General features: G+C 70.6%; 10 protein-coding genes. 6 read left to right on the top strand and 4 right to left on the bottom strand.

Going from position 1 to position 14,549, the window contains the following annotated elements; genetic code table 11:
• Positions 1–14 precede the first annotated feature (14 nt).
• From IL992_RS04595 to IL992_RS04580, 4 genes are all read right to left on the bottom strand, one after another.
• Positions 15–1,841 carry a DUF4434 domain-containing protein gene (locus IL992_RS04595; protein WP_193202034.1) on the bottom strand — a complete coding sequence of 609 codons (1,827 nt, stop codon included), beginning with the start codon at positions 1,839–1,841 and terminating at the stop codon, positions 15–17.
• Between the two features lie 112 nt (positions 1,842–1,953).
• A complete protein-coding gene (locus IL992_RS04590) occupies positions 1,954–3,042 on the bottom strand; it encodes a glycosyltransferase (RefSeq protein ID WP_193202033.1) in 1,089 nt (362 codons plus the stop codon).
• A gap of 14 nt (positions 3,043–3,056) precedes the next feature.
• A complete protein-coding gene (locus IL992_RS04585; RefSeq protein WP_193202032.1) occupies positions 3,057–4,319 on the bottom strand; it encodes a nucleotide sugar dehydrogenase in 1,263 nt (420 codons plus the stop codon).
• A 110-nt stretch (positions 4,320–4,429) separates the two neighbouring features.
• Positions 4,430–6,097, bottom strand: coding sequence for a glycosyltransferase family 4 protein (locus tag IL992_RS04580; protein ID WP_193202031.1), 1,668 nt, complete (start codon positions 6,095–6,097; stop codon positions 4,430–4,432).
• A gap of 62 nt (positions 6,098–6,159) precedes the next feature.
• Between IL992_RS04580 and wecB the strand changes: the two genes are divergently transcribed.
• From wecB to IL992_RS04550, 6 genes are all read left to right on the top strand, one after another.
• On the top strand, positions 6,160–7,287 hold the full coding sequence (wecB, locus tag IL992_RS04575) for a non-hydrolyzing UDP-N-acetylglucosamine 2-epimerase (protein ID WP_193202030.1): 1,128 nt from the start codon (positions 6,160–6,162) through the stop codon (positions 7,285–7,287).
• A gap of 363 nt (positions 7,288–7,650) precedes the next feature.
• On the top strand, positions 7,651–9,720 hold the full coding sequence (locus IL992_RS04570) for a glycosyltransferase family protein (RefSeq protein ID WP_193202029.1): 2,070 nt from the start codon (positions 7,651–7,653) through the stop codon (positions 9,718–9,720).
• Positions 9,721–9,951: 231 nt separating this feature from the next.
• Positions 9,952–10,881: a CPBP family intramembrane glutamic endopeptidase gene (locus IL992_RS04565; protein ID WP_319018339.1), complete on the top strand. Its 930-nt coding sequence runs from the start codon at positions 9,952–9,954 to the stop codon at positions 10,879–10,881.
• Between the two features lie 61 nt (positions 10,882–10,942).
• The gene (locus tag IL992_RS04560) at positions 10,943–12,217 is read left to right on the top strand and encodes a sensor histidine kinase (protein WP_226872313.1); all 1,275 of its coding nucleotides are present in this window, start codon (positions 10,943–10,945) and stop codon (positions 12,215–12,217) included.
• Entirely contained in the window at positions 12,205–12,864 is a 660-nt protein-coding gene (locus IL992_RS04555) for a response regulator transcription factor (RefSeq protein WP_193202028.1), read from the top strand. Before IL992_RS04560 ends, IL992_RS04555 begins: the two co-directional genes overlap by 13 nt.
• A 155-nt stretch (positions 12,865–13,019) precedes the next feature.
• A complete protein-coding gene (locus IL992_RS04550; protein ID WP_319018338.1) occupies positions 13,020–14,540 on the top strand; it encodes an MDR family MFS transporter in 1,521 nt (506 codons plus the stop codon).
• Positions 14,541–14,549 lie beyond the last annotated feature (9 nt).

Here is a 14,549-nt window from a genome sequence, read left to right as displayed (position 1 = left end):
GTGGACGGATGGTCTCAGGTGGTGTTGTGGTAGTAGACCGCCTCGGCGGATTTCCTGCCGTCGGTGGAGGTGACCTCCACGCGGACCCACACGTCGCCGGGGACCGTGGCCCAGTCGACCGGGATCCAGATCTTCTCCGTGCCCGTCGGCAGCCCCTGGATCGGCGTGGTGTCGTGCCAGCCCACCGTGGCCGAGTCGACGACCCGCGGCGTGTCCAGGCCCGGCCAGCTCAGCGTGACGTTGGCCCCGCCGAGGTGGTAGCCGCGGATCTCCAGGCCGTCCTGGATCTGCCGCGCGCGCCGCTGCGCCTCGATCGGGATCGGGCGGTCCCAGTCCGCGGCGATCTCCTCCGACAGCGACGGCGAGCCGCAGGTGAAGAAGTCGCTCCACATGTACGAGATGATCTTCGACACGTACGGCGCGGCGAGCGTCACCTGCGTGTCCAGCCTGGGCTTGTCGGTGCGCCCGCGGGTGCCCTGACGGCCGCAGGCCTCGGTGGAGGTGGACGGCTCGAACGCCTCGACGTTGGCCCACAGCTCCACCTGGACGCCCTCCTGGACCAGCTCCTGCCGGGCCAGCGACATCGCGCGGTAGTAGTCGCGTGTGCTGCCGTAGTAAGCGGTGGCGTACGTGCTCTCCCCGACGACCGGCTTGAGGCTGTCGTCCACCGGCTTGTTCTTCCAGTTGGGCCAGAACAGGCCGACCTTGCCCGTGCCCCGGCCGTCCTGCGGGGCGATGATCTCCACCCCGGTGCGCGCGAGGGCCTTGAAGCCCTGGGCCACCTGGGTGGGCGTGGAGGTGTACTTCACCCGTCTGCGGCTGTCGATGTACGGGCTCACCAGGATCGGCTTGTCCGGCAGTTCCTGTTCGACGATCAGGTGCTGCTCGGCGTACACCTGGAGCGTCTGGACCTTGCTCGGGTCGGGCCAGTCCCGCAACTGCAGCTCGAACGGCTGGTAGACGCCGCCCAGCGACTCGCGGCCCTTGAAGCGGTCGCCGTAATCCTGGAGGACCCGCCGGGTCAGCGTGGTCAGCGTGCCGATGTGCCGGGGGTCGGCCCGGGTGGACTCCTCGGGGTCGCGCGGCGCGAGCGGCAGGGCGGGGAAGACCTTGATGCCGAACCGGTCGCCGAGGTCGAGCAGTTCGCTGAGGCTGTCCTTGACGCCCGCCGAGACGAGGATCAGGTGGTAGCCGCGCCCCTCGCGGGCGAAGTCGCAGGTGGGGTCGTCCGAGCCGTCCTCGGGCGCGAGGAGCCGGAAGAAGACGGCGTCCCCCACGACGACCTCGTGCTCCATCCGTGGACAGCGGAAGATGCCGGGGCCGAACCGCTCGTCGGTGCGGTAGACGTACGTCCCGGTGATGCGGTTGCCCGGGTTGGCCGCCTGGAGCTCCTTTTCCGCCGCCTTCACGCAGGACAGCCCGTTCTCGACGCAGCGGGCGTACCTGGCGTCGGGCTTGGGATCCTTCCCCTCGGGCGTCGACGCCTCCAGGATCTGACCCGCGTCGTCGGTCTCGCGCGGCGACAGGCCGAAGCCGAGGCGGACGACCGTGTCCCCGCCGAGGCGGTGGATGGCCTCCAGCTGGCGCCGCCAGGTGCAGGGATCGGAGGCCGGGATCAGCCAGTAGCCGCTCACGGCGTACGGCGTGGTCGCCGCGGTCTCGAACGTCCCGCAGGGGTCGGTGAACTCACTGTGCGCGGGCGACCCGATCATTGGGGTCGAGGGGGCGGTCTGCCCGGCGCTGGCGGTGCCGGAACCGGTGCTCCCGTCACGGAAAACGATCACCACTGATGCGACACCGGCGAGAATCGCCACGCCCAGGATCAGAGTGAGCCAGCGCACTTTCAGGACACTACCGCCCGTCGTTCAAATGATCTTGCCGTGCCCAGACTACCCGGAGGTCGCACTGCCCGAGCGGCGTCGTGGGCCGCCCGCGGCAGTGTTCACCGCGCGTTCAGCTCTTGACGCCCGCCCACGCCTCTAGCTGGGTGACGAACCGGCGTGCGGAGTTGGGCCAGTGGTGGTTCGCCCGTGCGGCGGCGTAGCCGCGCCCACCGGTCCCGATCCGTTCGAAGGGGTTGTCCCTGAGCTGGAGCACCGCCCGCGCCACCGCCTGGGGATCCCGCCAGGGGACGACCAGGCCGCACTGGTAGCGTTCCACCAGCTCCACGGCCCGCGGCGAGGGGGTGGTGATGACCGGGATGCCGTGCGCCATGTACTCCACGATCTTCGTGGGCATCGAGTGGCGGTAGTTGGGCTCGTCGTGCAGCAGCGAGAGCCCGGCGAGCGCGCCGTCGAGCCGCTTGAGCGCCTCGTCGTTCGGCATGAAGTCGCGCCACTCGAGCACGCCCTGGGCGACGGCCTCGTTCAGCAGGGGGCGGCTCTGCGGGTCGGCGTAGCCGATGAGCTCCACGGCCACCCTGTAGGGCTGGAGCAGGCGGGCCACCTCGACGGCCTCCTGGACGCCCCGGGCCTCCGACAGCCAGCCGAGGTAGACGACGCGGTCGTCGCCGGGCGGGCTGACCCGGTCGGGCACCCATGTCTCGTTCGGCACCACGAGGTGCTGCTGCTTGAACCGGCCCGCGTACGCCGCCTCGGCCAGCAGCAGGTGCAGCCGGCGCTCGGCGGTGGTCTCGAGGAGCCGGGCGAGGAAGCGCATCGGCGGGCGCAGGAACGCCGGCAGCCAGGGCTTGAGCGACAGCGTCGCGGGAGTGTCCTCGTGGACGTCCCAGACGACCGGCGGGCGACCGCGCACCCCGGCGACCGCGAACAGCAGCTCGGGGTCGTGGATGAGGGCCAGGTCGACCTTGCCGCGCATGCTCTTGAAAAGCTTGCGGGCCGCCCGCACCGCCGCCAGGCGGCGCCGCTCGGCGGCCCTGGGCAGGTCCACGCCCGTCACCCACGAACGCGGAACGACTCCCCGCGCGGTGTACGGCGCGGCGTACGTGACCTCATGACCGGCGTCGACGAGCGCCCGGATCTGCCGGTGCAGGATCCGGGCGTCCTCGGGGTGATGCACCACCGTCATGACGAGCACGTGCACGCGCGAAACCCTTCCTACAACCGCTCGACGCGTTCGCTCGTGGCCAGCACGCCGCGAGTGTCCAGGACGAGAGAGGCTCGCTCCTCAACGACGTCGAGGGCGAAGGCCGAGTGCTGCTGGAGCAGCACCACCACGTCGGCGGCGGCCACGGCCTCGGCCAGGTCCTCCTCGCGGGGGACCGCCCTGCCCTCGACCGACCACTCCTTCACGTACGGGTCGCAGAAGGACAGGTCGGCGCCCAGCTCGAGGAGCGCCTCGGCCACGGGTATGGCCGGTGTCTCCCGCTCGTCGGCGATGTCCGGCTTGTATGTCACGCCGAGGAGCAGCACGCGCGAGCCGTTCACGGGCTTGCGGGCCCGGTTGAGCAGCCGCTGCACGCGGGCCACCACGTACGACGGCATCCGCTCGTTGATCTCCTGGGCCAGTTCGACGAACCGGAAGGGATAGCCGAGCTTGCGCACCGTGTAGGACAGGTACGACGGGTCGACGGGGATGCAGTGTCCGCCGACGCCGGGGCCCGGCAGGAACTTCTGGAAGCCGAACGGCTTGGTGGAGGCGGCCTCGATGGCCTCCCACAGGTTCACGCCGAGCTCGTCGCAGAAGATCGCCATCTCGTTGACGAGGGCGATGTTCACGTGCCGGTAGGTGTTCTCCAGCAGCTTGGCCATCTCGGCCTCGCGGGTGCCGCTGACCGGTACGACCCGCTCGACGAACTGGGCGTAGAAGGCGGCGGCCCGCTCCTTGCAGGCGGAGGTGAAGCCGCCGACGACCTTGGGGGTGTTGCGCAGGCCGAACTTGGGGTTGCCCGGGTCGATCCGCTCCGGCGAGAACGCCAGGTGGAAGTCCTTGCCGGCGACCAGGCCGGACTGCTCCAGGATCGGCCGCACCAGTTCGTCGGTGGTGCCGGGCCACGTGGTGGACTCCAGCACGACGAGCGTGCCCGCCTGAAGGTGTTCTGCGACGGTCCGGGTGGCGCCCTCGACGGCCGACAGGTCCGGACGGTGGTCCTCGTCCAGCGGCGTCGGGACGCAGATGACGATCGTGCGCGACCGCGACAGCACGGACGCGTCCAGCGTGGCCGTGAAGCCGCCGGTGAGCATCGCGTCGAGGTCGGCGTCCGTCAGGTCGTCGATGTAGGAGCGGCCGGCGTTCAGGGCCTCGACCTTGCGGGGGTCGACGTCCAGACCAGCCACTCGCAGGCCCGCCGCCGTGGCCTCCTTGGCCAGCGGCATGCCCACGTATCCCAGCCCGATGATCGTGAGATCGAAGGCTGTCACGACGAGGCCTTGGGGGGAACCTGGGGGCGGAAACAACACTTCATGGTGGCAAAGGTTATCTCAACTCGGAACCAAGCATGCCTGATGCAACACATCCGACTTTCTGCTGTTTATCGACTTTCGGTCAAGGACTGGTAGATCGCTTGGTACGTGCGGGCCAGGCTGCTCCAGGTCCGGTGGGCGGCGACCTCGGCCTTACCGGCCTCGCCCATGACGCGCCGGCGCTCCGGATCGTCGCGCAGCGCGGCGAGCGCCTTCGCCAGCGCGGCCGGATCGCCGGGCGGCACGAGCAGACCGGCTCCCTCGCCGCCGACAAGTTCCGAGAGCGCGGGCAGGTCGCTCAGCACGACCGGCTTGCCGAGCGCCATCGCCTCGACCGGCTTCAGCGGGGTGACGAGACGGCACACGCGCAGGTCCTCGCGCGGGCAGACGAAGATGTCGATGGCCGCCTGCGCCTGCAACGCCTCATCCGGGCCCACCCGGCCGGGCAGGATCGCCTCCTTCAGGCCGAGCCGTTCGACCTGTTCGAGCAGCGCGGGCCGCTCGGCCCCGTCTCCGACCAGCAGGACCTTCACCGGCGTTCCCGCGTCGCGCAGCAGCGCGGCGGCGCTCAGCAGCGTGGCGAAGCCCTCGTAGGCGACGATGCTCGACACCGAGCCCACGACGATCTCGTCCCGGCCGATCCCGAACCGGTCGCGGAACGCCTCTCCGTCGTAGTCGGCCGTCAGCAGGGAGTCGTCCACGGCGTTGGGCGCGAGGAAGATGCGCTCCCTGGGCACGCCGCGCTCCACGATCTCGGCGGCCATCGTCTCGGCGAGTGTGACGACCGCGTCGGCCTCGCGCATGATCTGCGCCTCGCGCTCACGCTGCAGCTTGTGCCGCTCGCTGCCGACCCTGGCGGGGTCGCGGGAGACCCAGGTCTCCTCCAGGAAGCCGCGCACCTCGTACACGAAGGGCGTGTTCGTCCGCTCGCGCACGGCGAGCGCGACCGAGCCGTTGCGGTGGTCGGTCGCCGCGTGCAGGACCTGCGGGCGGAGGGTCCTGACCAGTTCCGAGACGTCCGCGGCGCCGCGGATCATCCGCCCCTGGCTCTCGAACGGCACCTCGTCCTTGGGCAGCAGCCGGTAGTAGGGGATGCCGTCGATCTCCTCGTACGGCTCGGCGTCGGTGTGCCCCTGGAGCATGGGCCAGCCCCAGCTCGTCACGACGTGAGGATCGAGCCCGGCCGCCTTCTGGGCGGTGACGATGCGGTGGGTGCGCACGGTGTAGCCCGCCTGGGTGTACGGCAGGGCGTTGGTGACCATGTGCAGCACCCGGCCGGGCATCCGCTCGCCCATGATGATCTTCGGCTTGGGCGGGATCGGGTTCGGTCCGAGCGCGGCCTTCTCGCCCTCGTAGTAGGCCATCCTCCGGCGGACGAACGGCCATCGGGCATGCGGCTGGAGCACCCCGACCGCGTCGGACATCCGGCCGGCGTCGAAGTGGGCCTTGGCGTCCCGCAGCGGGCCCTTGGCCGCGCGCTGCAGGATCTTGCGGGTCCTGACCTTGACGAACCGGGCCGCCGGCCAGGCGACGCGGCCGACGACCGGGCGCACCCCGGCGGGCATGGCGTCGGCGGCGGCCTGGGCGACCCGCATGGGGTCGGACTTGACCTTGCTCACGAAGATCCGGGAGACGAGAACCGGGTTCTTCGCGAACCCCCGGAGGAAGCCGCCGAGGCCGGCCTTCGCGGACGCGGCGGACACGGCCTTTACGGGCTTGTTGGCCTCGGTTTCCACGGCGCGACCGTACCATAGGCAACGTTTGTCCCAGGTCGGATGAAATACGAAAGGCGAGGTAGATGAGAGACAACCCCCTCGTCCTGCACGTACTGGGCGCCCGGCCCAACTTCGTCAAGGCGGCCCCGGTCGTCAGGGGGCTGGCCGAGCTCGGAATCAGGCAGGGCATCATCCACACCGGTCAGCACTACGACGCGCTGATGTCGGACGTGTTCTTCGCCGATCTGGGGCTGCCCGAGCCGGTCGCGAACCTCGGCGTCGGCAGCGGCACCCACGCCCGGCAGACGGCCGCCCTGCTCACGGGGCTGGAGGACGTCGTGCTCGAACACCGCCCGGCGCTCGTGGTGGTGTACGGCGACGTGAACTCGACGCTCGCGGCGATCCTCGTCTGCGCCAAGCTGCACGTGCCGACCGCGCACGTCGAGGCGGGCCTGCGCTCCTTCGACCGGGAGATGCCGGAGGAGGTCAACCGGGTCGTCACCGACGCGCTGTCGGACCTGCTGTTCGCCACCTCGCCCGAGGCGCTGTCGCACCTGGCCAACGAGGGCGTGGACCCGGCGAAGGTGCACCTCGTCGGCAACCCGATGATCGACAGCCTGTTCGCCGCGCTGCCGAAGCTCGACCCGGCGCCCGTCCAGGAGCGCCTGGGCATCGACGGCAGGTACGCGGTGGCCACGCTGCACCGCCCGGCGAACGTGGACGACCCGGAGGCGGCTCGCGAACTGGTCGACGCCGTGCTCGGGGTGGCCGAGCAGGTGCCGGTCGTCGTCCCCCTGCACCCCCGCGGCCGGCAGCGGCTGGCGGAGGCCGGGCTCGTGGACCGGCCGCATCTGAAGATCGTGGACCCGCTCGGCTACGTGGACTTCCTGTCCCTGGTGCGCGGCGCCGCCCTGGTGGTGACCGACTCCGGCGGCGTCCAGGAGGAGACGACCATGCTGGGCGTCCCCTGCCTGACCGTCCGGCCCAACACCGAGCGGCCGGTCACCGTGACCCACGGCACCAACCGGCTCGTCACCCCCGCCTCGCTCCCCGCCGCGGCGTCCAAGGCGCTCGCGGACGGCGCGGCCACACCGAGCGGCGAACTGCCGCCGCTGTGGGACGGCGCGGCCGGGCCGCGGATCGCCCGCGTGATCGAAGCCTGGCTCCGCGACGACAACCTCTCCCCCGCCGCCAAGGGCCGGGCGCGCTAGCGACCGGCGAGCGATCCGGAGGGGCGCGCCGCCGGTCTGGACTGAGGAGCGCGCGGGAGCGAAGCGACCAAGCGTGACGAGGGAAGACGGCGGGTGTGAGCGCCCCGATGGTGAGCGGGAAACACAGACCGGGCGCGCTAGCGACCGGCGAGCGATCCGGAGGGGCGCGCCGCCGGTCTGGACTGAGGAGCGCGCGGGAGCGAAGCGACCAAGCGCGACGAGGGAAGACGGCGGGTGTGAGCGCCCCGATGGTGAGCGGGAAACACAGACCGGGCGCGCTAGCGACCGGCGGCTGAAACCCCTATTTAGGCATAAAGGCGGCGCTGACCCCCGTACGATGACCCTTCCGTAAAGGGGAGAGGTATGGCTGAGACCGAAGAGACTCCTGAAGAGCCCCGCTTCCAGCGGCTGGGGCCGGTGAACTGGCTGCCCGAGGAGCGCAAGCACGTCGAGCAGTACGAGCAGCGGATCCGCGACCTGGAGAACCGGCTCGCCTACCAGGAGGCCCGGGCCGACTACGCCCTCTGGAGGCTCCAGGCCACCCAGACCCAGAAGCCCTACCGGGTCGCGCAGGTCCTGACGAACGCGGCGAAGCCCAAGAAGATCGTCCGGCTGCCACGTGACCTCAGCAAGGCGATGAAGGACGGCAAGAAGGCCCCCAAGGCGCCGCCCTCCGCGATCGAGGTCGCCGCCGCCGCCGAGGCGCGGGGCCCCGAGGTCAAGATCCCGAGCCTCAAGTGGCCGGACGGCCCGGTCGTACGGCCGGACCTGCGGGTCGCGGTGATCCTCGACGACTTCTCCCGCATGGCGTTCAAGTACGAGTGGGACCAGATCGAGTTCGGCCTGCAGGACTGGCGCGAGGTCTTCGCCGAGAAGCGTCCCGAGATGCTGTTCTGCGAGTCGGCCTGGCACGGCAACCAGGGTCGCTGGCGCTACCAGATGACCGGGACCAACGCGCCGAAGCAGGAGCTGCGCGACCTGATCGCCTGGTGCCGCGAGGAGGGCATCCCCACGGTCTTCTGGAACAAGGAGGACCCGCCCAACTTCGACTTCTTCATCGACACGGCCAAGCTGTTCGACTACGTGTACACGTGCGACGGCGACATGATCCCGAAATATCGCGAGATGTTGGGTCATGACCGTGTCGGCGTGCTGCAGTTCGCCGCCCAGCCGCGGATCCACAACCCGATCCAGACCAAGCAGGGCCGGCCGTACGACGTCGTCTTCGCGGGCATGTACTTCCGCGACAAGCACCCCGAGCGGCGCGAGCAGATGGAGACGATCCTCGCGCCCGTACGCCCGCTCGGCCTGCACATCTACGCCAGGAACGCCTCGGTGGCCGACAAGTACGCCTGGCCGGAGGAGTACCGCCCCCACATCGTGGGCGAACTGCCGTACGAGCAGATGCTGGCCGCGTACAAGATGTACAAGGTCTTCCTGAACGTGAACTCGGTGATCGACTCGCCGACCATGTGCGCGCGCCGGGTCTTCGAGCTGTCGGCCTGCTCGACCACCGTGCTGTCGGGGTGGTCGCGGGCCATCGAGGAGACGTTCGGTCCGCTCATCCCGGTCGCGCACTCCCAGGAGGAGGCGTACAACCGAGCGATCTACCTGATCAACAGCCCCGAGCTGCGGGCGCGTCAGGGCCACCTGGCGATGCGCGAGGTGTTCGACAAGCACCTGTTCTCCCACCGCGTCGACCAGATCCTCACCGACCTCGGCCTGCCGGTCGTCTCGCGCTCGCGGTCGATCTCCGTGGTGCTGCCGACCAACCGGGCCGGCCAGCTCGAACACGCGATCAGCCAGGTGGCGCGGCAGCGGCACCGCAACCTGGAGCTCGTGCTGGTCATGCACGGCCTCTCGGAGGACCCCGCGGTCGTGCGCGACAAGGCCCTCGCGGCGGGCATCCCGGCCGTGAAGGTGCTGACCGCCGACCCGTCCTGGACGCTCGGCGAGGTGCTCAACCACGGCATCGCCCACGCCGAGGGCGAGCTGATCTCCAAGATGGACGACGACAACATCTACGGCGAGCACTACCTGTCGGACCTGGTCCGCGCCTTCGACTACGCCGACGCCGAGATGGTCGGCAAGGGCGCCCACTACACGTACTTCCCGGACCAGAACGTCACGATCTTCCGCCTGCCCGGGCTGGAGCACCGCTACGCCCACCTCATCCAGGGGGCGACGATCCTGGCCAAGACCGACCTGCTGCGGGCGTTCCCGTTCGAGGCGGTCAACGCGGGTGAGGACACCCGGCTCGTGCGGCGCTGCAAGGAGGAGGGCGTCCGGATCTACTCGGCCGACCGGTACAACTTCATCTACATGCGCGGCTCGGACGCCACCGCCCACACCTGGCAGGCGGCGGACTACAAGCTGACCCGCAACGCCCAGTTCTGCTTCGCGGGCAACCCCGAGCCGCACGTACTCATCTGAACGTACTTATTCGGGCGGAGGACCGTCGAGGACCCGTCGTGGTCCTCGCGGTTCGCCTCCCGCCTGCTCCGCGGCCCTCTCGCCGTCTCCTGGCCGACGCTCTGACCTGGTCGTTCTCTCCTTGGTACCCCTGGCTGTACCTCCATTGGGGTGCACGCGGGAGCGACCGGGAGGGCCCGCGGCTGGTGTGCTGATCGCTGTCAGTCGAGCGCTCCCACAGGAGAGAGTGAAGTGGCAGTCGACAGCCGGCCGGAGGCCGGGCGCTATACGAGTCAGAGCGGGATTCGGGGCTTCATCCGCCGCCGTCCGCTGATCAGCTTCTTCGCCCTGGCCAACCTCATGAGCTGGGCGGCCTGGTTACCCTACGTTCTCTCGAACAACGGCCTGGGGATCTGGGACTTCGATTTCCCCTCGCTGCTCGGTACGACCCAATTCGCCGGCGTTCTCCCCGGCGCCTACCTCGGCCCCATCTTCGCCGCGTACATCGTGACCAGGGTCGCGGACGGCGAGGAAGGCGTCCGCCGGTGGGTCGGGCGGATGACCAAGTGGCGGGTCGGCTGGGTCTGGTATCTCGTGACCGCCCTCGGCGTCCCCGCCGTCATCGTCGCCACCGGCTTCGCACTCTCCGGCGAAGACGTCCGCATGCCCCCCGTCGCCGTGCTGGTCGCCTACGTGCCCGGCCTGCTGCTCCAGATGGTCACCACCGGCCTGGCCGAAGAGCCCGGCTGGCGTGACTTCGCCCTGCCCCGCATGCAGCGGAAGTTCGGCCCGCTGGGCGCCACCGTCATCCTCGGCCCGCTGTGGGGCGTCTGGCACCTGCCGCTGTTCCTGAGCCAGTGGGGCGGGTGGCCGGACGTCACCTGGATGAGGGTCGGCGAGTTCATCGCCTTCGCCTCCGTCTTCAGCGTGGTCGTCACCTGGGTGTTCAACCGGACCGGCCAGAGCCTGCCGCTGATCATGCTGCTGCACGTCAGCGTCAACAACTTCATGTCGATCGTCTACTCGGACATGTTCCCCTCCATCGACACTCCGGAGCAGGCGAGCCATGTCACCCTGCTCGCGGCCACCACGGCGGCGGTCCTGGTGCTCGTCGCGACCCGCGGCCGCCTCGGCTACCGTCCGGTCGAGGAACCCGCGCCGCAGCTCACCCCGCAGCGCTGAACCATCGCGCGGAAAGACCTCGCCGGGATCTTTGTTCTAAGCTCGTTGGCCCGAGGGGGGCATGATGGCGGCGCGCCAGCGGAAGCCGGCCGACACCCGGCGAGACGGCCGGAGAGGTATCGCCGCACGTGCCCGTGGCGTCTTCAGCACATTCGAACACCTCGTCGGCGGCCTCGGCACGGCACTGCTGGCGTTCGCCGCTCTGTTATGGATCGTCGTGGCCGGACTCACCTGCGTGATCGGTGTGGGCCTGCTCCTGGTGCCCACCGTGCCGCGTGTCGTACGGTCCGTCGCCGACCGGGAGCGTGGCCGATTGTCCCGCTGGGGGCCGGAGATCGCCGGCTTGGGGCCCGCACGGGCCGGCGCACGCGCCGCGCTCGCCGATCCGGCCGTCCGGCGGGAGCTGTGCTGGCTCCTCGTGCACGCGACGCTGGGTCTGTTCCTCGGCGTGGCCGGGGTGACCCTGGTGGCGGACGCCGTGCAGGACATCACGTATCCGCTGTGGTGGCGGGCGCTGCCCGCGGAGGATCCCACCCCGACCCTGGTGTTCTGGGACGTGCACGACGACGCCGGCGCCCTGGCGGTCGCGATCCTCGGCGTGGCGATGGCCGCCTGCTTCCTGGCACTCGGGACGGGAATGGCCCGGTTGCAGGCATGGCCGGGACGCCGGCTTCTGGCGCCCACCGCCGACGTCGACCTGTCCCTGCGGATCGCGCAGCTGTCGGCCACCCGCGCGGCGGCGCTGGACGCCCACGCCGCGGAGTTGCGGCGGATCGAACGCTCGCTGCACGACGGGGCGCAGAACCGGCTGGTCGCGGTCACCGTGTTGCTCGGCGCGGCCCGCCGCGCGCTGGCCCGTGACCGGGCGGATGCGGAGGACGTGCTCGAACGCGCCCAGGAGACCGCCGAGCAGGCACTGGCCGAGCTCCGTACGGTCGTCCGCGGCATCCTGCCGCCCGTGCTGGCCGACCGGGGGCTCGCCGGTGCCCTCACCGGGCTCGCGACGCAGTGCGGTGTGCCCTGCCGGGTCGACGTCGACGCGCTCGGCAGGTGCCCCGCCTCCATCGAGGCCACCGCCTACTTCGTGACCGCCGAGGCACTCACCAACATCTCCAAGCACAGCCGGGCCCGGCACGCCACGGTGACCGTACGGCGTGCAGGCGACCGGTTGTCCCTGCGGATCGAAGATGACGGCGTCGGCGGCGCGGACGAACGGCACGGCTCCGGGCTCACCGGCATTCGCAGCCGGGTCGAGGCGCACGACGGCCGTCTCATCCTGACCAGCCCGCCCGGCGGGCCGACCGCTCTCGACGTGGAGTTGCCATGCGGATCGTGATAGCCGAGGACGACCCGCTGCTGCGCGAAGGGGTCGCGTTGCTGCTGCGCGCGGAGTCCTTGGACGTGGTGGCCACGACCGACTCCCCGGATTCCTTCCTGGCGGCGGTCGCCACCCACCGGCCCGACGTGGCCATCGTCGACGTGCGGATGCCTCCGACCCACACCGACGAGGGCATCGCCGCGGCCGTCGAGGCCAGGCGCCTTCACCCCGGCCTGGCGGTGCTCGTGCTGTCCGCCTACGTCGAGCAGGCGTTCGCCACCGAACTGCTCGCCGGCGGAACCGACCGGCTCGGATACCTGCTCAAGGAGAGAGTCGGCCGCGTCGACCAGTTCCTCGACGCCCTGCACCGGGTAGCCGCGGGAGGCACGGCCATCGACCCCGAGGTCGTCGCACAGCTGCTCACGCGCACCCGCACCGACAGCGGGCTGGAACGGCTGACCGCCCGGGAGCACGACGTGCTCGCCCTGATGGCCGAGGGACTGGGCAACACCGCCATCTCCGAACGACTCTTCGTCACCGAAGGCGCCGTCCACAAGCACATCCGCAGCATCTTCGCCAAACTCGACCTGGCACCCACCGACCGGGCGGACCGGAGGGTCACGGCCGTCCTGCGCTACCTGGAAGAGACCCAGCGCCGCGGCTGACGCCGGCGCCGAGACCGGCAGGGCGCGTGTTCCTGCCGTACGGCGACAAGGAATGCCGGAGAGTTTGCGATGGTTGCCCTGTTCCGGGACCTTCTCGCCCACGGGCGGGAGGGTCCCGTGTACGTGCACGCCGGACGCGCAGGGGAGCCTTTCACGTGACCACGACGACGACATCGAAAGGCATCGGGCTACGGTCGGAGCGCGGTCCCGTACTCGCCGCCATCATGCTCTGCACCGCTCTGGTGGCGCTGGACAGCACGATCATCGCCACCGCGGTGCCGTCCGTCGTCACCGACCTCGGCGGGTTCTCCCAGTTCCCCTGGCTGTTCTCGATCTACCTGCTCACGCAGGCCGTGACCGTGCCCATCTACGGCAAGCTCGCCGACGTGTTCGGGCGCAAGCCGGTGATGTTCTTCGGCATCGCGGCGTTCCTGCTCGGGTCGGTGCTGTGCGGGGTGGCCTGGAGCATGCCCGCGCTGATCGCCTTCCGGGCGATCCAGGGCATCGGGGCCGGAGCGGTGCAGCCGATCAGCATGACGATGGCCGGTGACCTCTACACGGTCGAGGAGCGGGCCCGCGTCCAGGGCTACCTCGCCAGCGTGTGGGGCATCTCGGCGGTGGTCGGCCCGACGCTCGGCGGCGTGTTCTCCGAGTACGTCTCCTGGCGCTGGATCTTCTTCATCAACCTGCCGCTCGGCGCGGTGGCCGCCTGGATGCTCGCGCGGCGCTTCAAGGAGCAGGTGAGGCGGGGCTCCCACCGGATCGACTACCCGGGGGCCGTGCTGCTCACCGCCGGCTCCTCGCTGCTCATCCTCGGCCTCCTGGAGGGCGGCGTCGCCTGGGACTGGAACTCGGCGCCCAGCCTGCTGATCTTCGCGGCGGGCCTCCTCCTGATCGTCGGCTTCGTGCTCGTGGAGCGCCGCGCGGCCGAGCCGGTGCTGCCGCTGTGGGTGTTCCGCCGCCGCACGCTGACCGGCGGCAACCTGACCTCTCTCGGCATCGGCGCCCTCACCATCGGGCTCACCTCGTACGTCCCGACGTACGCGCAGGGGGTGCTGGGCACCGGCGCGCTGGTGGCGGGCTTCGCCCTGGCCGCCCTCACCGTCGGCTGGCCCCTCGCGGCGACGTTCTCCGGCCGCTTCTACATGCGCATCGGGTTCCGTGACACCGCGCTGATCGGCATCGTCGTGGTGGTGGCCGGCACCGTGCTGTGCGCGCTGCTTGGGCAGAACGCGATGATCTGGCAGGTCGCGGCCGCCTGTTTCGTCGTCGGCGTCGGCCTCGGTCTGTCGGCCAGCCCCACGATGGTCGCCGTGCAGTCGGTCGTCGGCTGGGAACGCCGCGGCGTGGTCACCGCGACCAACATGTTCTGCCGCTCGATCGGCAGCACGGTCGGGGCCGCGGTGCTCGGCGCCATCTCCAACGCGACGCTGTCGGACCGCTTCGCCCACCCGCCCGCCGACGTCGCGGGACGGCTGCCCGACAGCCTCGACGCCACGAGCCTGGTGCTGGACTCCCAGGACGCGGCGGCCCATTCGGCCACCGCGTCCTTCGTCCGGGGCGCGCTGTACGACGCCGTCCACCACATCTTCATCGCGCTCGTCGTCGTGGCCGTGCTCAGCGTCGCCGCGCTGCTGCTCATGCCCCGCCGTACGACCGAGCTCTCGTTCGACTGACCGCTCGCT

The organism is Microbispora sitophila (genome assembly GCF_014892245.1).
GTDB classification, from domain to species: Bacteria; Actinomycetota; Actinomycetes; order Streptosporangiales; family Streptosporangiaceae; genus Microbispora; species Microbispora siamensis.
Note: the sequence above shows the minus strand (reverse complement) of the source record. Positions and strands in the feature narration are given on the sequence as shown.

What these genes read in the sequence shown, in the direction of transcription:
- IL992_RS04570 (WP_193202029.1), top strand. Translation starts at nt 7,651, where the DNA reads ATGGCTGAGACCGAAGAGACTCCTGAAGAGCCCCGCTTCCAGCGGCTG.
- IL992_RS04560 (WP_226872313.1), top strand. Translation starts at nt 10,943, where the DNA reads ATGATGGCGGCGCGCCAGCGGAAGCCGGCCGACACCCGGCGAGACGGC.
- IL992_RS04555 (WP_193202028.1), top strand. Translation starts at nt 12,205, where the DNA reads ATGCGGATCGTGATAGCCGAGGACGACCCGCTGCTGCGCGAAGGGGTC.
- wecB (WP_193202030.1), top strand. Translation starts at nt 6,160, where the DNA reads ATGAGAGACAACCCCCTCGTCCTGCACGTACTGGGCGCCCGGCCCAAC.